Source organism: Sorangium sp. So ce1153 (assembly GCF_051521595.1).
Classification (GTDB): Bacteria; Myxococcota_A; Polyangia; order Polyangiales; family Polyangiaceae; genus Sorangium.
In genome coordinates this window covers 12,760,933-12,781,043 of record NZ_CP150361.1, presented here as the reverse complement: position 1 = coordinate 12,781,043, position 20,111 = coordinate 12,760,933, and the positions used below count along the sequence as shown (strand labels likewise).

Genomic DNA, 20,111 nt, shown 5'->3' with positions numbered 1-20,111 from the left:
CGAGGCGGGGCGGCGCTGGCGGGCCACCCCGCGGTCAGTCGAGGTCGTCGCGCTGCTCGAGCGACGGGAGCGCCTCGCCCTCGCGGGCGAGGTAACTGACGACGATGGTGTTCCCGCGCCCGTCCGGGCGTGGCGGCGTCGAGAAAGTGTCCGCGTTCCAGATCTTCGAGTCGGGGTTCTTGAACGCGGCGTCGAAGAACCGCCCGCCGTCCGCGGGATCGCGATAGGCCACCTCGACCCGGCAGAGCGATGCGCGGCACTCGACGGACCGGAGGGCCGACGAGCGAGGCAGCGCGGCGGCGATCTTCTCCTGCAGGGCGATCTCGGCCTCTCGCGCCCAGTCCGGGTCGGGGGCCTCCTCGTGAAACACGCGTTCGACGCGAGCTTGCCCGTCCGCCAGGCTGAGCGACTTGCGTCCGTCCGCAAGCTCCACGCTGGTGCGCGGCGGCGGCGCGGCAGGCAGCTCCGTCGCGTCCTGCCCGTCGTCGTCATCGCCGTTGGACGGTGCCGCTTCGCGTGCGCGCGCCACGGCTGCGGCGCGCGCGCGCGCCTGCGCACACCGCGCGTCGGCTTGCGCGATCGACGCTTTCAGCGCGGACACCTGCTCGCCGAGGCCGTCCAGCTGGTGCTGCTGTGCCCGCACCTTGGCGACGCACAGGCCGAAGCCCGCGGTGACCACGGTCGCGGCGCCGAGTACGTACACGATTCGCATGCGCTCCTCCGCAATGACGGCGGCAACTCGACGTTCGCGCCAGGGGTTGCGCCCCCGCGCGCGAGCTGCGGGTGAACCAGCGGAGAGGGGCCGCGCCGCGGGTTTCGCCGCCGCCGACGCGCGCCGTGGCCCCTCTCCGTGCTCGACGTTCGAGCCCTGGACGACGTACCCCTTGCTCCCTGAAGGCAGGTTCAGGGCGCGCGGCAGGAGATCACAGCGTCGTTGCCGCCGCCGTCGGCGCAATAGGCGGACAGCAGGTCGGAGCGGACCACCGGCCCGTACGACGTGCACGTGGCGCCGCTGCCGCAGGTCGACGACACACCGGAGCCCGGCGAGGCCGTGTCGTCACACGCGACTGCGACGGGGATCGAACCCGCGACGTACTTGTCGCAGACCTCCCCCAGCATGACCAAGCTGCAGTTGCCCCAGCACTCGACCTTCACAGCGCCATACGACTCGGCGAGCGCAGGGAGCGAGGCGAGGCCGACGCTGGAGCTGATCATCAGGGCCACGACCCGGGGGCACGTCACGGCGAAGCGATGTCTGAACATGGATATCTCCTTCTGGCACGGCTCCTCCGCGCGGCGGCTCCTCAGTCGATACCGTATCTCCTGTCCTCGGCCGCCGCGCTGCTGGTGAACCGTGTGCCTGGCCTTGTTGCAACCGCCACGCCAGCCTCGAGGCAGCGTTCCAGAACGGCCGCGAGCCGTGGGATAGCGAGTGGAACGTGTCGCTGAGCTGCCACGGCATCCGGCCGTGACCCGGAGGTGTCATGGGACGTCACGCGGGCCGCCCGCGCGCCGAGCGGCAGGTGGAGGGCGCTGCCGTGTCATGGCATGCGTCGCCGACAGGGATCGAGGGAGGCCGTGCGCGTCGACGCGCACTCCCAGGGCCTGAGCGCCGCTATGCTCGGACGGCGAACCCATGACGCCATGGCAGTACGGGTATCGCAGCGTGGGCGTGCCGAAAGGCATGGACGCACGCGTTGTGGTGCGACGGAGTCCAGGGCGTTGGGTGGAATTCGGGTGCTCGATTTCTGACGAGGGCGCTCGATGAACGCAAGCGATCGCCCCCGGCCCTGCCGTGCCAGATCCGGCCCGCACCCGCTCTAGCCTAGATCGACCGTATCTGCTTGAGGTTGGGGACCGCAGCGACCCCGGGGCGATCGCGCGCATCCACGATCACCAGCGCACCGGGCCTGTCGAAGCGGTACTTCGTGCCCGACACGGGACCTATCACCGTCAGGCCGGTCTTGCCGGTGTACTCGAACACCACGCCGCTCGGTGCCTCCCGCCTCGGCATGCGCTGGTGGGGCACCACGCTTGCTGGCGCTGCTCTGGCTTCTGCTCTCTTACTTCCGCAGCATGACATCGTCCTCCTCCCGATCTTCCCTGTACACGGCAGGCGGTGCCGCCTCCGACCGCTTCGTCGCCCGTTCGAGCAGGATCGCCGCACCCGAGAGCGCGGGCCAGAGCAGGAGCTTCTCCCTGAAGCTCGCCCCGAGCAGCAGCGCAAGCGGCGCCGCGACCCAGACGCTCGAGCAATAAAAGCAGGCGAGGACGGACCCAAGGAGACCGCCGCCCGCGCGAGCGCGCAAGCGTGCGATCACGTCGAGAGGCCCGACCTCGGCCTGAAGCAGGTGGGTGACGCGCCAGACGGCGAGAGCGCCCACAATGAACCAGATCGTCGAATGCACTGGCAATATGCCCGGTCCGGTCAGGGCGCTCAGTGATCGCGGATCACGGTGAAGCTCTGCTGAGCGACGTTGCGGTCAGCGAGCTCCGAGGAGCAGCCAACGAGCGTCCGCTTGACGACCTGAAGCTCGAGCAGGTAAGCGCACTCCTCAGGGAACGCCAGGGCCGCGTCCACCCGGTACTTGAAGGTGCCGCCCGTCCAGACCGGGGATGTGGCCCCCTGCTTCTTGGCGGTGGCATAGCTGCTGCCGCCGGGAGAGAATCCCGTGATCTCGCCGCTCGCGATGCTCGCCGGCTCGACCGTCGCGTCCTTGAGCGCGAGCAGGTCGCGCACGAGGCTGTCCCCGTACGAGAGCCTGAGCTTGTAGTGGTCGAGGTGGCCGTCAGCATCGTACGCCCTGAACTCGATGACAAGCTGCTTGCCCTCGATGTTCCCGACGACGCCGCAAACGCCTACAGCGGTTTCGGCCCCCGACACATCGACGATCTTGACGCCGAGGATATCGGCGATGGGCTCGTCGGTGCGGAGGTGGATCGACCCGGCGATCGGGCTTGCAACCCGGTTATCGATCGTCAAGACGATGCCGTTGCGGCTCTCCGTCGCGCACGTCGGCAGGTCGTGGTCGTCCTTCAGCACACCGCCTTCGAGCCGGTAGCCCTTGAAACGGAGGCGGTACGTGCCGTCGGAGCGCATGGGGGACGTCGAGCTGTCAGAAGCCCTCCTTCTCGTCTTCCACAGCGCGAGCAGGTTCACGTTCCCCGTCCCCCAGAACCGCGAGATGTTCCAGGTCGCCGGATCGTGGGTCTTCTGGTAGTGCTTCCGCGTCTCGTAGACGAAGCGCTCTCCGCCGCCCTCGTGCGGCAGGTACGCAGGCGCGAAGAGGACGGGCGCCGACTGGAAAACCGACCCAGGGCCGGACGCCCAGTGCACGCGACGAGCAAACGAAGCGAGCTCGTCGGGCATGAGCGGCTCGTAGGTCACGCCGCCATCGACCGATATCTCCGGCTCGTAGAAGTCGGTATCGGTCGCGTCCCCGAAGTTCCCATTCAAGTAGATGTCGCCTCCGAAGGGCTGATCGCTCGATCCAGGGTTGGCGTAGCCAACCGGCTGCGCTGCGGTGCCGGAGTTGCCCCCGACGTCGCTGAGCGGTATGGAGCAGGCGCTGTCCACGAGCACGCAGTCCCCTTGCGGCTCGTCCGTCTGGTCGACAGCGCACGCGTTCGTGCCGGCGCGGAGCGTGACATCGATGGACGTCGAGATGTTCCACCGCGCGTCGAGGACCGTTTCGTCCACGATCGTCTCCTCCGTGCCGTCGCACCGCTGCCGGACCCTGAAGATGACGTCCGGCGAGCAGTCGAACCAAGGCTGCCAGGCGTACCAGGGCCAGAGCCGCAGCGGCTCGATCTCCGGCACTCGCGGCAAGATGGGCCGGATCTTCTGACGCAGATCCTCGAGCCGCGCGGGGTCGACTTCCCCTCCACGGAGGAGCAAGGAGGGCTCCTGGTCGGAGACGAGCCACCGGAACGCGGAGAGATCGGCGTTCGGCGACGGTGGAGGCACCTCGCGGACGATCCTCGCCGCCTCCAGCGCCGTGGCGATCGAGCGATGCAGCGTCGTATCGAGCTGCCAGCGGCGTCGCTTGTACCAGACCCTGGGGAGCAGGCCGCAGCACCACGTGAACTCGATCTGGAAAGCCCCGTCGATGCCGGTCGTGGCGCTGCCGAGCCGCTGCTTGCTGCTCCACCACCACCATATGTCGACGTCGAGCGCCGTGACTTCGGCGCCGGGTACTGGATTGCCCGCTTCATCGATGACCCGTCCGGTGATGACGAACTTGCGGCACCACCGGAGCCACCTCTTCCAGAAGGTGGCCGCGATCTTGACGGGCGGGAGCCTGAGCGTCGGCGTCACGCGCGCCCTCATCGTCAGCGTCTGCATGTTGACGAGCTCGGCGTCGTCGATCCCTTCAGGGCCGAACGCGATCGTGACGGTGCCTGGATCTTCGGCGAAGTCGAAGATCGCAGCGCCGTTGCCTCTCTCGTCGACGTTGACGAGGCGGCTCGTGACGCCGCCCGTCCTGTCCACGGCGACGACCTTGAGGCGTTGTCCCAGCTCGCGAAGCGCGCCGAGATCGGAGAGAACCGGAATTTCGAGGTGGTACTGGCCGGACATTGATCAATTTCTCCTGGGCTTTACGGCCCTTGAGCGGGGCAGCAGAACGGCGCGAGGCTCCGGGCGATGAGCGCGAAGCTCGATCTCCCGTCGCATCTGTGAGCCCGTGAGTTGCTGCTCCCAGCGATGATGGTGAACGCAGGGGTTGTCGGCTGGAGCGAGGAACCCAGGTGAGGTGACGTGCTATCCCGTGCAACGCCGCGCCTCGCCCTGAGCTCGAGTCGACAGAGCCCGTGCCGGCGTGCGGCCAGGCGTGCTGCCGTCGACTCCCCGGAGGCACGGGTGAAGCACAGGTCGCGCCAGTCCCTGAGCCTGCCACGGGGTCGTGCTCGGCCGCCGCGCGGGCGGAGATCTCTGGTTGCTCGTCGCTGCGCGAGGGGACGTCCTCACGGTCGCGAATCGGTAGGCGCAGCGTTGCGACGAGCAATGCGATCAGGGCGGAATGGCGGAGCCCGGGTTGAGCGCGCCCAACCGGACGGGCCCACGCGCCTCGGCGCGATGCTCCATGCACGCGAGCGACCCTTGACGATGTTAGGACGCCCGGGGAATGGCGGATGGGCGGCCCACGCGCGCGCCCGCGCGCCGTCCCGTGCGCGTCCGGCAGCGGGCTCGGGAGGGTCGGGAGGCGGCGCGGGCGCGCCGGGTGCAATGGCGCCAGCGGGGCCCCGGCGATAGCGCCGCGCCCGTACGCTCTGGCCCGATGCGCGAGGACACCGCCGCTCCACGCAGAGGCGCAGCTTCAGCCGCCATGTTGGAATCACCATCGCCACAGACGCTCCAGGAAGACCCTTGACAGCAGACCAGAACTCGCGACATGTCATGATAATGCAGCACGGCGAGCGCATTCCCGGCCCTCACGCCAATCCCGGCGGCGAGCGCCAGCACCACCCCCGCCTCGTTGCCCGCGACGAGGTCTTCCATGAAATCGACGACCTCTTCCGGAGAGGAGCGACCTCGGTCCTCGTCACGGGCACTCCGGGCGTGGGCAAGAGCGCGATCCTCGCCAGCTACCTTCAGCGCGTCAGCGCGGCCTGCGAGGTGGAGCGCGTGCGCGGCGTCATCGCCGGCGCGAGCCGCTACATCGCCCGCTGGGCCGAGCAGGTCGAGCGCAGCGTGCGCACGGAGGAGCGCTGGGCCGTCGCCTCACACTTCTTGAGGACCAGCGCGCTCGACCGGCCCGAGGTTGTCGCCCATTCCCTGGCGACGCAGATCGAGGACCGGTTCATCGACATGCGCGACGAGCACGCGCGCCCCGACCGTCGCCTCGCCGACCTTCTCGAGCGTGTCTCGCGCCGCGTCCTGGAGCCCGAGTCCATGCGCCTCCTCCTCCTCATCGACGACCTCGATGAAGCCGAGGACGAGAGGGGGTATTCCGATCTCGCCCGCCTGCTCCCGGCCCCGCTCCCGCCGCGCGTGGTCATGCTCGCCTCGTCGCGCCCCACCACTGACCTCACCTGGTTCATGCGGTACGCGCCGGCGCACGTCGACCTCGACGCTCCGCGATGGCTCCCCTCGAACCACGCGGCGTGCCGCGCCTTCTGGGACGGCGTCATCCGGGAGCTCCACCTGCCGCCGCACGTCGCCGATATGGCGGTGCAGCGCGCCCAGGGCAACATGCTCTACTCGGTCGAGCTCGCCGAATGGTTGAGACGGCTGCCCCCTGACCGCCGCCTCGCCGAGCCTCTCCCCCGCACGCTGCGTGGCGTCTTTCTCAAGCTATGGAGCCACGTGAACCGCCTCCCCGCCGAGCCGGAGGCGCTGGTCAAGCGCAGCCTCGCTCTGCTCTGCGCCGCCCCGTCGCCGCTCCCGCTCTCGTATATCGCCGCGCACACCGGCTGGAGCAACCGCCTCGACGCGACCACGTTTCTGCGCGTCGCTCGCCCCTTCCTCCAGCGCTTCGCGAGCCCCGGCGCCGAGGACACGTTCCGGCCCTTTCACGACGAGCTCCGGACCCTGATCACGGAGCAACTCGCCGCCGAAGCCGCTGCAACCAGGGCCGCTGCGCAACATACCAGTTCGACGCCGCCTGTTTCCTGTTCGACCTATCAGGCGCCTCCGCCGCCGAACGCGCCGCCTCCCGTTGCGGCGCCGTCCCCGCGCAATCAAGGCACGCTGGTGATGCGCGCGGTCGAGCCGCCCCAGGCACCGGCACCCCCTCAGGCGACGGCGGTACGCGCAGAGCGGCCTCTCGCCCGCGGAGAGGAGGCAGCGACCGATGAGGACGCGACGCTAAGCGCCCTGGCCGCTGCGGAGGCGCAAGTGCTCGGTCCTGTGGCCGGTCGCCACGCCTTCCTCGTCGGCGTGCGCCGCTACGACGACCGCAGCATCGGCGACCTGCGCTTCTGCGTGAACGACGTCGTGCAGCTCGGGGAGGCCCTCCAGAACGATCTGGACTACACGACGGTGATGGCGATGCATGACGACGTCAAGGAAGACCGCATGCTACCGCTCCGCAACCGCGTCTTGCACGAGCTGAGCGTCTTCGCCAACGGACTGAGCCCGAACGACCTGCTCCTCGTGCATTTCTCCTGTCACGGCACCCTGCACAAGGGCAAGCCAGTCCTCCTCTTTCGCGACACCAGCAAACAGGCGCTCTCGGAGACGTCTCTCTCGGTCGACAGGATCAAGCGGATCCTCCTCAAGTCCCCTGCACGCCGCAAGATCCTCTTCCTCGACGCCTGCCACGCCGGGGTCGAGCTCGGACGCTCGCTCGACGGTCCCGCCCTCGATCCTGCGTTCGTCCACGATGTCTTCGAGCTCGCCGAGGGCCTCGCCGTCCTGTCGGGCAGCACGTCCCAGCAGATCGCGATGGAGCGCGCTGAAGCCAGGCTCGGCGTGTTCACGTCGTTCGTGCTCGATGGCCTCCTCGGCAAGGCCGACCGCTCCAAGGGCTTCGTGACCGTCGATGACCTGAGCTATTACGTGACGCGCGGCGTCCAGCAATGGAGCCGCGAGCAGTCGCTCTCCCTGCAGATCCCCACGGCGAGAATCGAGGGCACCGGGAGCATGATCCTCGCCGACTTCCGCCATCGAAGATCCTGACGAGCCCACGCTCTGAACAGCGGATCCCGAGCTGGCTACGCCAGCAACTCCGGCTGCTTGGACGTGAAGCTTGCAGACGGCTCCTCCGTACGCTGGGAGGCGCTGGTGAGCATGAAGGACCGACCGTTCGGACCCCGCTCGGACCGGCTGGTCGGCTCGCGCGCGAGCCCCGCTTGCGGCTCGCGATGAAGTGGCCGCGACGCTCGCTCACGTCCAGGGGGACGCTCCGCCGGAATGGCAGTGATTTCATGCCCTCGATGCGATCTGTACGCCGCGCAATCGAGAGGCAGACACGGGATACAAGCCGGGATTCTCGACCACGTCAGTCATGGTCCGTTCTGCGGGCCGAGTCGCGATCCGTGAGCCCGGTCTCCGGCGCCGATTCAGGGTCGGCTGTCCAGGCCCTCGACCCGCGGGGCGCGCTGGTGCGTCCCGCGGTGCCTCAACGCTCGAGGCGCGATCATGCACCGATCAGGAGCTCACGGTGGATCCATCCGGGCTGTCCTTCTTTGCTTCGGGAGCCCCGGTCCGGGAATATGCGTCCTTCTCGGTCGCTACTCCGGGCTTCGGATGGCGCCCGTCCAGCGCGTCAGCGATCTCCTTGCGGCTGAGGACGCGCAGCGAGCTCAGCACCAAGAGCTTCCCTGGTGTCGGTACGACGAACCAACCCGTCGCCGGGACGCGCTTGGTCTCACCGGCCGTGGCCCGGATGGTCTCGCCATCTGCCGGGTACGTCGTGATGACCCGGCTGGGCTCGGCGATGTGCACGAGGTACACGTAGGCATCGCCATCGACTTGCCCCTCGAACGCTATCTTCGTGCCGGCTGGGGCCAGGAAGCCCGTCACCGCCTCAGCGGAGAGCTTCTTGACTGCATTGCGGACGAACACGGAGAGCTCCCACGGTAGGCGCTGGAGCTCGCTATCCCTCGTGGAGGGAGCGCCCTTCTTGGATCTTCGGATGAACGACTTCTTCGACGCCGTGTCGGGCTGTGGTGCCGGCCTGGCTCTCGCAGCGGTATTGCGGATCGGCATGATGGTCTTCTCCTGGGACAGTGTTGTTGGGTAGAGTAGAGCCTCACGAGGCTCGATGGGTTGTCGCAAGCAAGACGCCTGGCGACCAGGCGCCCGTGATCAGCTGTGTCTTGACTCATCGCGGCCGCCGTCGCGTCCTGCTCGGATCACCGCTCCCAGAGAGCGGTCCTTCACCGCGAGGCGCAACGAAAGCCCAGCGCGGTCCGCCCTTCGATGCGAAGCCCGCGGCCGCGCGTCGCACCACGAGACATCACATCGGACGATGCCCATGAGCCGCCTCGGCGTATGCGCAGGTCCTCCTCGCGCGGTGCGCCGGGCTTCTCCATCACCGGGTCGATGCAAGCGCCGCATTCCTCGTAATGGGGAAGCAAGAACTGATCCTGCACCCATTCCGCCGCATTTCCGCCGAGATCCCAGACCCCGTCAGGTGTCCTGTCCTGCGGGGACGTGCCCACGTCGTGCTCCCCCTTCGGAGAGCTCTCGCAGAGACCCTTCTCGCTCCGCCCGAAGGCGACGCCGTCGCATCGCGGCGGGTCCGCGCCCCAGGGAAACCTGCGCGACGTCGTTCCGCGCGCGGCGAACTCCCACTCGGCCTCCGTGGGGAGGCGTTTTCCGCGGGCCTTGCAGTAGAGCGACGCGGCGTCCCATGTCACCTGGATGACCGGCTTGCGTTCGTGACCCTCGCGGGGCACGAAGCGTCTGTCCGGGAGCAGGACAATCCCTGAGAACTCGGGGAAGAGATCGACGAGCAGAATGCCCCGCGCGCGCTCGTACACGTAGCGCGGGATGCGGTGCTCGGAGTCCTCCTTGATGTCGAGGGTCGGCGAGGTCACATCGAGCCACGCAGCGAAGTCTGCGTTGGTGGTCTCATGAGCATCCATGTAAAAGGGGGCCACGGTGACCTCCCGGAGCGGCTGCTCTCGCTCGAGCAGGTCCCGGCGGCACTCGGGCCCGAGGCGCTGGCACTCGGCCTCGATCTCGGCGCGCGTGCTGCCCATCCGGAATTGGCCTCCCGGGAGCCGCACCATGTTGGACAGTTGCATGCCGTCGCTGGTGTCGTTGCTGGCAGCGGACGGGCCAGCGGAAGCGTCGTTGCTGGCAATGGACGAGCCAGCAGAAGCGCCGCTGCTGGCAGGGGACAGGCCAGAGACCGCGTTGGTCTTATCACGGAACAGGCCTGAGCCGGTGAGCCCGAGCGGCACGAGGAGCGCGAGCACGCTGAGGATGAGCAACCTCCGCCGCTGCCGCGCGATCCTCCCTGGCGTCGCGCGCAGCATGACGCGCGCGCTCGCGGCGAGGGCGCGCAGCCGTCGCCACCGCGCGTTCGGCGCGGCGCCGTCCATCGTTTCGTTGAGGTTTCCACGGACCACCTCATGCGCCGTCGCCTGGAGTCCTGCCGGCGGTGGTGGCGCGGTCCCCGGGCGGGCGGCCTCGGTGTCCCTGGCGACCTTGGTGTTGCCTCGATGAGGCGTCTTCGGGCGCGTGGTCAAGGCCCGCAGGGCTGCCTCGTCCAGGTGGCCACTGGCGCCTTGCGGCGGCGCTGGCTCCGGTGGGATCGCCTGCGCGACCCTCGCCTCGCCGACGTCGCGGCGCATGGCCTCGTTGACCTGGGTCATGTCCGGGCGCAGCGACGGCGGCTTCGCCAGCATGCGCCCGATCAAGCTCGAGATCTCGCGCGGGATCTCCGGGGCGAGCTCCTCCAGCGGGCGCACGTCCTGGAAAAGGTGCATGCGCAGGACCTCGGCGGACTGACCGTTGAACGGCGGCCTCCCGGCGAGCAGCTCGTACAGAACGACGCCGAGGGCGTAGACGTCCGAGCGGCCGTCGACCAGCGACTCGCCGGCACATTGCTCTGGCGACATGTACAGCGCCGTGCCGAGCACGGCGCCCGGCGCGGTGAGATCGGCCCCCTCGCCGGCGACCCGGGCGATGCCGAAGTCGAGCAGCTTCAGGCGCTCTCCGCCCGGCGCCTCGTCATCGGCGACGAGCATCATGTTGGAGGGCTTCACGTCGCGGTGGACGATCCCATTCCTGTGGACCGCCGCCAGCGCGGACGCAGCCTGGCGGCCGATATGGAGCGCCTCCGAGAGGGCGAGCTTCCTGCTGCGAGCCAGGCGGCTGCGCAGCAGCTCGCCTCCGAGGTACTCCATCAGAATGTACGGCTCGCCCCGGGGGGTCTGGCCGAAGTCGAAGATCTTCACGAGCCCCGGGTGAGCCACCCGGCTCAGCGCCCGCGCCTCGTTAGCGAAGCGACGAAGGTGGCTCTCATCGCGGGCGAAGTGGCTTGAGAGCACCTTGACCGCCGCGAGCTGTCCAACGCTCTGATGGACCGCCCGGTAGACGATCCCCATCCCCCCACGCCCGATCTCCTCGGCGATGAGGTACTGGCCGATGCACGATCCGATGAGTGAATCCAAGCTGCGCCTCGGGTCAGGCTCCGCGGCCTCGATCTGCTCGGGAGAACCCTATAACGGCGAACTGTGGGGGAAAGAAGACATATCGATGGCCGGGAGTACGCGGCGTGGCCGAGGCAGCATCGGCGTGCCGCCCATGCTGTAACCATCTTCGTGGTCGGCGGGCCGAGGGCAACGCGCCTGCGGTGAGCGGCACGTCAGCTGCGGAAGCGCTGCACGTCGAGGTTGTGATGGGCAATCCACCGATAGATCTGCTTGCGCGACCGGCGCATCGCCCGCGCGATGTCCGCCACCACGCCGCGGTGGGCGCGGAGCAGCTCCTCGAGCTGGGCTCGGTCGGGCGGAGGCTCCCTCTCTTCAGCTTCGCGCCGCGCTTCTTCCTCGCTGGAGGCCACGCGGTCCGACGGTAGGCGCCGGTCGGGGGCGGTCGTCGGCCGTGACGCTGCGGGCGCGGCGCTGGAGGGAGGCTCCAGCCTGTCGGCCACGAGCTCGAGATCGAGCACCTCCGCCTCGCCTCCTCGGATGCGGAGCTGGGCGGCGAGAGCGAACAACTCGCGAACATTGAACGGCCACGGATGCAGGAGCAGTGCCTCCGCGAGCGCCGGGCTGATCCGCGGGCGCGGCGCGCCGAGCGCGTGCTCGAGAAGGAGCAGGATGTCCTCGCGGCGCTCGCGGAGCGCGGCGATGCCGAGCGGGAACTCCGAGAGCCTCGCGAAGAGATCGCCGCGGAAGCGGTGCGCCGCGATGTCCGCCGTGAGGTCGCGGTTCGTCGCGGCGACGATGCGCACGTCGCAGGCGACCGGAACGGTCGCCCCGACGGGGAGCACCATGCGATCCTGCAGCACGCGAAGGAGCTTGGGCTGCACCGCCTGCGGCAGGTCGCCGACCTCGTCCAGGAAGAGCGTGCCCCCATCGGCGGCGCGGAACAGCCCCGGGCGGGCCACTGCCCCGCTGAACGCATTGGCCAGGTGGCCGAAGAGCTGGCTCTCCGCGAGGCCCTCGGGGATGGCGCTGCAGTTCACGGCGATGAACGGCCCTCGCCGCCTGCTGGCGTCGTGCACGGCGCGCGCCACCACCTCCTTGCCGCAGCCGCTCTCGGCGAGGAGCAGCACCGTGACCGCGGTGGGGCCGACGCGGTGGATGGCGGCGCGCAGCGCGCGCATCGACGGGGCGTCGCCGAGGAGCGACGGCACCGGCGCGTCGGCCTGATGCTCCGGCTCGGCGCGCACCACGAGGTACGAGTCGCCGATCGAGAGCACGTCGCCGTCCTCGAGCAACGCCTCGTCGACGCGCTGCCCGTTCACGTACGTGCCGTTGCGGCTCTGCTCGTCGACGACCCGCAGCCGGCCCAGCGCGTCGGCGTGGAGCGTCGCGTGGAGCCGCGATGCGCGTCCGTCGCGGGGCAGGGGGATACCGCTCCTCACGTCGCGTCCCATGGGCGTCGCGCCCCGCGACGGCGTGAAGAGGACCGGCGGGTTCAGGATGTCGTGGCTGGAATAGACCAGGCGCAGGCGGAACACCTGTGGCAGGCCGCGCCGGACCACCGGCGGCTTCTCCTCGGTCGTCGCCTCGAGCTTGACCTCGCCTGGCCTGCTGGTGGTGGGGAAATCCTGGGCCATGCACCCGACAAATAGCGCATCGAGGAGGCCACCTGGAACGCCGACGGCTCCGGGACCGCTCGCAGCGACACTTGCAAGATTACATCGTTGCTGGATTCGTTGAAGGTGTCGGGGCGCGCGGGTCATGGGACCGCGCGCGGGCCGCCCGCGCGATGGGTATCAAGGCTCGGGCTGACCCGGAAGCAAGGCGACAAGACCCCCGGCGCCTGAGGCGCTGCGCGCGCCCCCGCAGCACCGTCGCGACCCCCGCGGCGTCGCGGCGTCGCGGCGTCCGGCGCTATCTTCGGCCTCCCACCCCGCCGAGATCCCGTGAGACCCCTTGTCGCTCTCGCATATTACCCGCTCTGGGCCGTCGCCGTGACCGTCGCGGTCACCGCGCTGCGCCTCGGGCGCAACGTGGGCCGCGGCCTCGTCGCCCTCTGCTTCTTCCTCGCCTTCTGGGTCACGGGGCTCATCCTGCTCGAGACCGACAGCACGATGACGCTCGCCGAGCACGTCGTCCCGAGCGGGATCATCGTCGCCGCGGGCCTCGCCCACGCCTACGCCGACGTCGCGGGCGCCTCGCGCCGCCCCGTCGTCCTGGCCTACGCCGCGAGCGCCGCGGTGGCGCTGCTCGGGGCCGTCGCCCCGCGCCTGCTCTACGGCCCTGGCGCCCGCTCGCCGGGCCCGCTGTTCTTCCCGCTCTCCGCCGTCATGGCCCTCGCCGTGGTCGCGGTCGTCGCCCTCCTCGGGCGCTCGGTGCTCGCGGCCCGGGGGCTCCAGCAGCGGCGCATCGCCGCGCTCTTCCTCGGCAGCGTGCTCGCGACGCTCGGGGGCGGCTTCGTCGTGGGGCTGCGCGTGCTCGGGCTCGGCGACGTGCTCCTCGGCGCGCCGGTCCTGCTCCTCGCCATCCTGATCGTGGCCTACGCCGTGCTGAACAGCGAGCTCGGGCGCTCCCGCCGCGTCGTCATGCAGGGGCTCGCCTACGCCGTCCTCACGGCGCTGCTGTCCACGTTCGGGCTGGCCGCCTTCTTCAAGCTCTTACCGTACCTCTCCCCCGGCGGCGGCGCGTCGCTCCCCTGGCTCCTCTTCGTCCTGTTCCTCGCCGCCCTGCCGCTCGATCCGCTGCGCCTGCTCGTCGTGGAGCACGTCGGGCGCCGGCTCTTCGACAGGCCCATCGGCGTCCGCGACCTCGCCGACGAGGTCGAGCGCGTCGAGGTGCGCGCCGACCAGGCCGAGCGGCTCGCCGAGCTCGGGCGGCTCGCGAGCGCCGTGGCGCACGAGATCCGCAATCCGCTCGGGGTCATCGCCGCGCAGGCGAAGCTCCTCGAGCGCCAGGGCGCCAGGCCCGAGACCGTGGCGTCGCTGCGCGCCCAGGTCGACCGGGCGCGGCGCTTCCTCGACGACCTGCTCCGGTACAGCCGCCCGCGGCCGCTCGAGGTGACCGAGGTCGACGTGCTCGCCACGCTCCGGCTCGCGGCGAGCCACGTCCGGCAGATCGTCGGCGAGGGCGCGCCGCCCATCGAGATCGCCTCCGAGGCACGCGGGTCGATCTTCATCGAGGCCGACCGCGGGGCCTTCCTCGACGCGGCCACGGCGCTCCTCCAGAACGCGGCCATCGCGCTCGACGGGAGCGCCGAAGGGCGGATCCGCGTCGTCGTCGCGCGCGGTCAGGAGCAGCAGCAGGACGCGGGCTTCGTCGTCGTGCGCGTGGAGGACAACGGCCCAGGGGTGCCGGAGGAGATCGAGGCGCGGCTGTTCCAGCCGTTCGTGACGGGGAGGGGGCGAGACGCGAAGCACCCGGGCACCGGCCTCGGCCTGGCGGTCGCGGCGCGGTGGCTGGAGCGGCACGGGGGCGGGCTGCGCCACGAGCGCGCGCCGGGAGGCGGCGCGCGCTTCGAGGCGCGGTGGCCGGCGCGGGCGGAGGAGCCGGCGGGGTGAGGCGATGACCGCCGCCCGGCGAGCGTGAGCGTGAATGCCGGGCGAGAGACCTCGGCTTCCTCACCCCGCGTCGCGGCGAGCGGCGCGGTCGCTGGAGGTCGATGAGCGCGGGCGAGAGGGCGCGGCCCGGGCTCAGCCTCCGGGCTGGCTCGCCGGATCCGCCGGATCGGTCTCCGCGTCCTCCTCGTCACCGTCGAGCGCCCCGTCGCCATCGCGGTCGAGCGCCATCCGCACCCCGGCGCCCGGCGGCGCGCAGGTGTAGGTCAGCGCGCTCGCCGCGGTCGCGAGCTGGCGCAGCGCCGACGCGCCGAGCGCCGCGCTCGCCGCCCTGTTCCGGCGGAACGTGCCATTGCCCTGGTAAAGGAAGCCCACTTCCTTGTTGTGCACGCGGCCTTTCACCACCAGATCGCACTCTCCCGCGTCGGCGCGCGCGATCAGGAGGTCCACGCGCTGCTCGGCCGCCGCGTCGCCGGCGCCGGCGAGCGTCGCCTGCTGGCCCACGATCGGCGCGAGGTTGTTGTCGAAGGCGTGCAGATAGGAAGTCACCTGCCGCCGCAGCACGTCGCCTGCCTCGCCCGGCGGGAAGCCGGCGACCCCGGGAGCCTCGTTGAAGCCGCGCTGATCGTGGAAGCGGAAGATCGTGTCCGCCGCCCCGTCGTGGGCGAAGCCGAAGCCGCGGATCTGATCGCCCTGGAACGCGTTGTCTCGGTCGTTGAAGCGGGGGTTCTGCACCATGCCGAACATGCCGACCTTCTGGTAGACGTTGCGCAGCTGGGCGACCTTGAAGCTCTGGAAGATGAAGTCGAACGTGTAGCGCCCGTCGGTCCCGAAGAAGCCGGGAAATGGAACTCCGTGCTCGGCGTTGCCTGCGGGATCGAGCACATGACACGTGCTGCACGCGCCGCCCGGCTGGGTGAAGAACGCCTTGCCCGCCTCCTGATCGGGGGTGAGCGAGTTGTCCAGCCGGCGAATGGGGTTGGGGGGATACATCACCTGGAGGACGAAGTCGGTGAACGCCTGCATGTCCGCCTCGGGGATGGTCGTGCTCCGGCCGAGCAGGCCGACGAAGGCGACGTTGAACTTCTTGAACGCGGCCTCCTCGTCGAAGGTGCCGCTGTCCGGCTGCGCGCTCGGCGCGTCGTTCCCACCCGTGCGATCTCCCCGCCAGTGCATCGGACCGTGGTTGGCCATCCCGCGCAGGCTCTGCGTCGTCATCGGCCCCTTGAGGGCGGCGAACTCGGCGGGCTGGCCGAAGAGCGTCGGATCGACCACGAAGGGCCCTGGCATCGGCGTGGTCGTCGCGTCGGGGTCGCCGAGGTCCCACGCCAGGCTGTCGGCGTCGCCGAAGACATGGCAGCTCGCGCAGGCCGAGTCACCGTGGCTCGACGAGAACGAGGCGTCGTAGAGGAAGCGCCGGCCGCGGACCACGCTCTCCGGCTCGGGGCTGTACATGGACACGTGCCCGACCTCGGCCCGGTCTTCGACGTCGAGGATGGAGATGGAGTTGTCGAAGCGGGTGAGGACGTAGAGCTGCTCGCGCGCCTCGTCCAGCACGACGCCGGTGGGCCCGCCGCCGGAGACCGGGATCTGGTGGGCGAGGTCGGGCGCGAAGGTGTCGGCCTCGAGCGCCGCGGTCGAGAAGACGCCGATCTTGTCCGAGCCGAGCGCGGCGACATAGAGCCTCTCTCCGTCTCCCGAGACGGCCATGCCCTGAGGCAGCGCGAGGCTTTTCTGGTTCTCGGCGCTCGGGACGGGGGCGCAGCACGCGCTGTAGTCGATGTGCTTGTTCAGGTGCCGTGGGGCCACGCCGCCCGTCGCCGGGTCGACCACCGTGATGCGGTTGTGGTTGAAGCGGCCGCGCACGCTGTGGCCCGCGAACACGCCAGGGCCCTCGAAGCGCTGCTCGTTGAACGCCTCCGTGTTGGCCACGTAGACGCGCCCGCTCACCGGGTTGACGGCCATGTTGTAGAGGACCGTGCCGACGCCCTGGAAGGCGCCCGCGGGGCCCGCGACCGGCGCGGGCGGGTCGGCCGTGGCGTCGAGGACGAAGACGTCCTTGTCGGGCAGCGCGAAGTTCACCTTGTCGTCCCAGGAGCGATTCAGCTCGTCCACCCAGTGCTGGCCGTCGAACCGGACGATGAGGGGCGCCGACGGCTGCGCGACGCCCGCGGCGTTGGTCGTGGGCGGGGGCAGGCCGAGGCCGAGGTTCACCACGTTGGTCTCCACCACCGTGGTGCGGTTGCCGGAGTGGAAGGCCGCCGCGTAGACGCGCGCGCCGTCGGGCGTGGCGGCGAGCGCGCGCGGCGTGTCGCTGAAGAGGGTGACGATGGTCAGCGGCGTCGGGCTCGGGCTCGCCGCGGAGAACACCCAGACGTCGGCGCGGCCCACGCCCGGCGTGGTGAGCGCCGGGTCCACCGGGCTGTTCTGGCCGCGGTGCGCGGTGGTGACGAAGGCGCGGCCCTTTCCGGCGCCGGCGAAGACGATGTCGCGAGGCTCGTCGCCGACGAGCAGGGTGCGCACCACGCGGGGCTTCCTGGGCTGCGAGACGTCGACCACGCTCACGCTGTCGGAGAGGTGGTTGACGACCCAGACCTCGTCGTTGTTGCGGGCCGCCACCGCGACGGGCTCCAGGCCGACGGCGACCGAGCCGCGGTGCTGGAGCCTCCCCTTCTTGACCTTGAAGATCTCCAGCCGGTTATCGGGCGTGTTGACGGCGAAGAGCGTCGACCCGTCGGGCGAGAGGGCGAGAGGGCGGACCTGGCCGCTCTCGAAGAGGGTGTAGGAGCGGGCCGCGGCGAGCGCGCTCGGGGCGGTCGCGGCAGCTCGGGGTTCGTCGACGAGCGGGCCGGTGTCGCTGCAGGCGGCGATGGCGAGCGCCGGGAGCGACCAGAGAACGAGCTTCATCAAGGACACCTCGGAGGCTGAGGGGGGAACAAACAACAAATGATACCATGGAGATGCGGTCGCCGAGCAAGCGCTGCCCTGGATCCGCGCCCGGGCGGTGCGGTACGGTCACGCGTGACCGAGACTGTCCTGCTCATCGACGACGATCCCGGCTTCCGCGACGCCTACCGCGAGCTCCTCGCGCAGGAGGGGTACACCGTCGCCGAGGCCGGGGTCGCCGCGAAGGCGCTCGCGGAGCTCCGCCGGACGAGCGCGCGCCTCGTCGTGCTCGACCTCATGCTGCCGCCGTCGGGGCGACCCGAGGAGGGCGCGGCGCTCGCGGAGAAGATCCTCGCCGAGCGGCCGGCCGCCAAGGTGATCGTCGTCTCCGGCGCGGGCGAGACGCCGCTGGCGCTGCGCCTCGTCCAGCGCGGCGTCTACGACTTCCTGGCGAAGCCTGTCGATCCGGACGTGCTGCTCGCCGTGGTCGCGCGCGCGGCGGCGCGCCTCGAGCTCGAGGACCGCGTGGCGGAGCTCGAGCGCTCCCTCACCGCCCGCGAGGGCGACGCCTCGACCCTGCTCGGGCAGTCGCCGGCCTTCCTCGAGGCGAGGACGCTGTGCGAGCGCGCGGCGCCGACCGACGTGCCGGTGCTCATCACGGGTGAATCGGGGACAGGCAAGGAGGTGTTCGCCCGTTACCTGCACGCGAGGAGCCGGAGGAAGGAAAAGCCCTTCATCGCGGTCAACTGCGGCGCGCTCGCGCCGACCCTGCTGGAGTCGACCCTGTTCGGCCACAGGAGAGGCGCCTTCACGGGCGCGATCAAGGACGCCCCTGGCCTGTTCGTCGAGGCGGACGGAGGCACCCTGTTCCTCGACGAGATCGGCGACATGGATCCGGCGCTGCAAGTGAAGCTGCTGCGCGCGCTCGAGACGGGCGAGATCCTGCCCGTGGGCGCGGCGCGCCCGGCGATCGTGGATGTCCGCATCGTGTCGGCGACGCACAAGGCGCTGGAGTCGATGGTCGCGGGCAAGACCTTTCGCGACGACCTCTACTGGCGTGTGCGCGGGATCGAGATCGCCTTGCCGCGGCTCGCCGACCGGGTGGGCGATCTGCCGCTGCTCGCGCAGCACTTCCTGAACGTGTCGCGGGCGCTCGTGCCGCGCTCGCCCGTGACCACGATATCGCCCGGCGCGATGCGCAGGCTCGAGGCCTGCGACTGGCCCGGCAACCTGCGCGAGCTCCGGCACGAGATGCAGCGCGCGCTGGTGATGGCCGGCGGGAGGGGAGAGATCCTCGAAGAAGACCTCTCCCCGGCGCGGCGAGGCGGCGCGCCCGCGGCGGCGGGGGGCGACGAGCCCGCGGAGGGCGCGACGCTGGAAGAGAAGATCGCGGCGCTCGAGCGGCGCGAGATCGCCGCCGCGCTCCGGGCGACCCAGGGGAACCGGAGCCAGGCGGCGGCGCGGCTCGGGCTGTCGCGCCAGGGGCTGCTCAACAAGATGGATCGGTACGGGCTGAAGGGATGAGCCCGGTGGAGATGCGATGGTGAGGTAAAAGTTCACTCACCTGAGATCTCGCCGTGAATCTGCAGGCGACCACAAAAACATGAGCCGCGCCGAGCCCACGCCGGCACTGAAGGACCGAGAGCGCGGCTCGCCAGGCACCGTGGCCAGTTCAGCCCGATCGAGAGCGTTGTCTCCGTCGATCAGGGATCACGGGTGCATCCGATCGGCGCGACGCCGGCCGCTCAGCACGTGCGATGTCGCTCGCTTGCTCCTCGCGAGGAGCGACCATCACCGATGAGAACTTCAGGAGGAGTCATGGCGCTTAGCAGGATGATGCTTGTGGGATGCCTGTCGCTGGTCGGATCTGCCCTCGTCGGCTGTGGGCTCGCCGGCGCCGATCGCCTCGGCGAAGGGAGCGGCAACGTGGTCGTGAGTCCGCCCACGTCCGATGGCGACGGCTGCACGCTCACGCAGGGCTACTGGAAGAACCACGAGGAGAGCTGGCCGGTGTCGTCGCTCACCATCGGCGGGGTGGAGTACTCGCAGGCGGAGCTGCTCGAGCTCTTCCGGACGCCCCCGAAGGGCGACGCCAGCCTGATCCTCGGACACCAGCTCATCGCCGCGCTGCTCAACACGGCGAGCGGCGCGAGCGACGGTGCCCTCGGCGGGGCGCTCGCGGACGCCGAGGCGTGGATGGCCGCCAACAAGGACGCCGACGGCCGGCTCCCGTACGGCGTGAAGCGGGGCAGCGCGGCCGACTCGGCCGTGTCGCTCTCGGGCTCGCTCGCGGACTTCAACGAGGGGGGGATCGGCCCTGGCCACTGCGACGACGGTCCCGGCAGCGGCTCCGGCGGCACGGGCGACGGCGGCACGGGCGGCAGCACCAGCACGGGCGGCAGCGACGGCGGCGAGGGTGGCTGCTCGCACGACGGCGGCACGGACAGCAGCAGCACCGGTACGGGCGGCACCGGCGGCAGCGACGGCGACCCCGACGGCGGCGAAGGCGGGTCTGCCTGGACGTGCGACGACCCCTGCGGCGGCGGCGACGGGTGCTCCGACGGCTACTCCTGCGTCCTCGGTTGCTGCACGTTCGTCGTCAAGTGAACCGTACCTAGAGCA

At 70.5% G+C, this 20,111-nt stretch carries 13 protein-coding genes; 4 read left to right on the top strand and 9 right to left on the bottom strand.

The genetic code is table 11. The features are described from left to right. Positions 1-34 precede the first annotated feature (34 nt). The 5 genes from WME85_RS46450 to WME85_RS46430 form a co-directional block, all read right to left on the bottom strand. Positions 35-712, bottom strand: a complete 678-nt coding sequence (locus WME85_RS46450; protein ID WP_437831028.1) for a hypothetical protein — start codon at positions 710-712, stop codon at positions 35-37. Positions 713-903: 191 nt separating this feature from the next. Then, a complete protein-coding gene (locus tag WME85_RS46445) occupies positions 904-1,263 on the bottom strand; it encodes a hypothetical protein (protein WP_437831026.1) in 360 nt (119 codons plus the stop codon). A gap of 562 nt (positions 1,264-1,825) precedes the next feature. Further along, positions 1,826-2,032: a hypothetical protein gene (locus WME85_RS46440; RefSeq protein ID WP_437831024.1), complete on the bottom strand. Its 207-nt coding sequence runs from the start codon at positions 2,030-2,032 to the stop codon at positions 1,826-1,828. A gap of 31 nt (positions 2,033-2,063) precedes the next feature. Further along, positions 2,064-2,321: a DUF1360 domain-containing protein gene (locus tag WME85_RS46435; protein WP_437831022.1), complete on the bottom strand. Its 258-nt coding sequence runs from the start codon at positions 2,319-2,321 to the stop codon at positions 2,064-2,066. Between the two features lie 116 nt (positions 2,322-2,437). Continuing rightward, entirely contained in the window at positions 2,438-4,579 is a 2,142-nt protein-coding gene (locus WME85_RS46430) for a carboxypeptidase-like regulatory domain-containing protein (RefSeq protein WP_437831019.1), read from the bottom strand. Between the two features lie 819 nt (positions 4,580-5,398). Between WME85_RS46430 and WME85_RS46425 the strand changes: the two genes are divergently transcribed. Beyond that, positions 5,399-7,621 (top strand): caspase family protein, encoded by a 2,223-nt coding sequence (locus WME85_RS46425; RefSeq protein ID WP_437831017.1) that lies wholly within the window; start codon positions 5,399-5,401, stop codon positions 7,619-7,621. A gap of 471 nt (positions 7,622-8,092) precedes the next feature. On the opposite strand, the gene WME85_RS46420 is transcribed toward WME85_RS46425, so the two are convergent. The 3 genes from WME85_RS46420 to WME85_RS46410 form a co-directional block, all read right to left on the bottom strand. Further along, positions 8,093-8,509, bottom strand: coding sequence for a hypothetical protein (locus tag WME85_RS46420; RefSeq protein ID WP_437831014.1), 417 nt, complete (start codon positions 8,507-8,509; stop codon positions 8,093-8,095). A gap of 314 nt (positions 8,510-8,823) precedes the next feature. Next, positions 8,824-11,070, bottom strand: coding sequence for a bifunctional serine/threonine-protein kinase/formylglycine-generating enzyme family protein (locus tag WME85_RS46415; RefSeq protein WP_437831012.1), 2,247 nt, complete (start codon positions 11,068-11,070; stop codon positions 8,824-8,826). Between the two features lie 194 nt (positions 11,071-11,264). Continuing rightward, positions 11,265-12,686 (bottom strand): sigma 54-interacting transcriptional regulator, encoded by a 1,422-nt coding sequence (locus WME85_RS46410; RefSeq protein WP_437831009.1) that lies wholly within the window; start codon positions 12,684-12,686, stop codon positions 11,265-11,267. Positions 12,687-12,995: 309 nt separating this feature from the next. On the opposite strand from WME85_RS46410, the gene WME85_RS46405 reads away from it, so the two are divergent. Next, a complete protein-coding gene (locus tag WME85_RS46405; RefSeq protein WP_437831006.1) occupies positions 12,996-14,606 on the top strand; it encodes an ATP-binding protein in 1,611 nt (536 codons plus the stop codon). Positions 14,607-14,738: 132 nt separating this feature from the next. Here WME85_RS46405 and WME85_RS46400 read toward each other — a convergent pair whose 3' ends face one another. Beyond that, the gene (locus tag WME85_RS46400) at positions 14,739-17,510 is read right to left on the bottom strand and encodes a hypothetical protein (protein WP_437831003.1); all 2,772 of its coding nucleotides are present in this window, start codon (positions 17,508-17,510) and stop codon (positions 14,739-14,741) included. Between the two features lie 114 nt (positions 17,511-17,624). Here WME85_RS46400 and WME85_RS46395 point away from each other — a divergent pair, with 114 nt between their 5' ends. Both WME85_RS46395 and WME85_RS46390 read left to right on the top strand, forming a co-directional pair. Then, on the top strand, positions 17,625-19,013 hold the full coding sequence (locus WME85_RS46395; RefSeq protein ID WP_437831001.1) for a sigma-54-dependent transcriptional regulator: 1,389 nt from the start codon (positions 17,625-17,627) through the stop codon (positions 19,011-19,013). Positions 19,014-19,322: 309 nt separating this feature from the next. After that, the gene (locus WME85_RS46390) at positions 19,323-20,096 is read left to right on the top strand and encodes a hypothetical protein (protein WP_437830998.1); all 774 of its coding nucleotides are present in this window, start codon (positions 19,323-19,325) and stop codon (positions 20,094-20,096) included. Positions 20,097-20,111: the final 15 nt, after the last annotated feature.

Coding starts and splice junctions, on each gene's coding strand:
- WME85_RS46450 (WP_437831028.1), bottom strand. CDS start 712: ATGCGAATCGTGTACGTACTCGGCGCCGCGACCGTGGTCACCGCGGGC.
- WME85_RS46445 (WP_437831026.1), bottom strand. CDS start 1,263: ATGTTCAGACATCGCTTCGCCGTGACGTGCCCCCGGGTCGTGGCCCTG.
- WME85_RS46430 (WP_437831019.1), bottom strand. CDS start 4,579: ATGTCCGGCCAGTACCACCTCGAAATTCCGGTTCTCTCCGATCTCGGC.
- WME85_RS46425 (WP_437831017.1), top strand. CDS start 5,399: ATGATAATGCAGCACGGCGAGCGCATTCCCGGCCCTCACGCCAATCCC.
- WME85_RS46410 (WP_437831009.1), bottom strand. CDS start 12,686: ATGGCCCAGGATTTCCCCACCACCAGCAGGCCAGGCGAGGTCAAGCTC.
- WME85_RS46400 (WP_437831003.1), bottom strand. CDS start 17,510: ATGAAGCTCGTTCTCTGGTCGCTCCCGGCGCTCGCCATCGCCGCCTGC.
- WME85_RS46390 (WP_437830998.1), top strand. CDS start 19,323: ATGATGCTTGTGGGATGCCTGTCGCTGGTCGGATCTGCCCTCGTCGGC.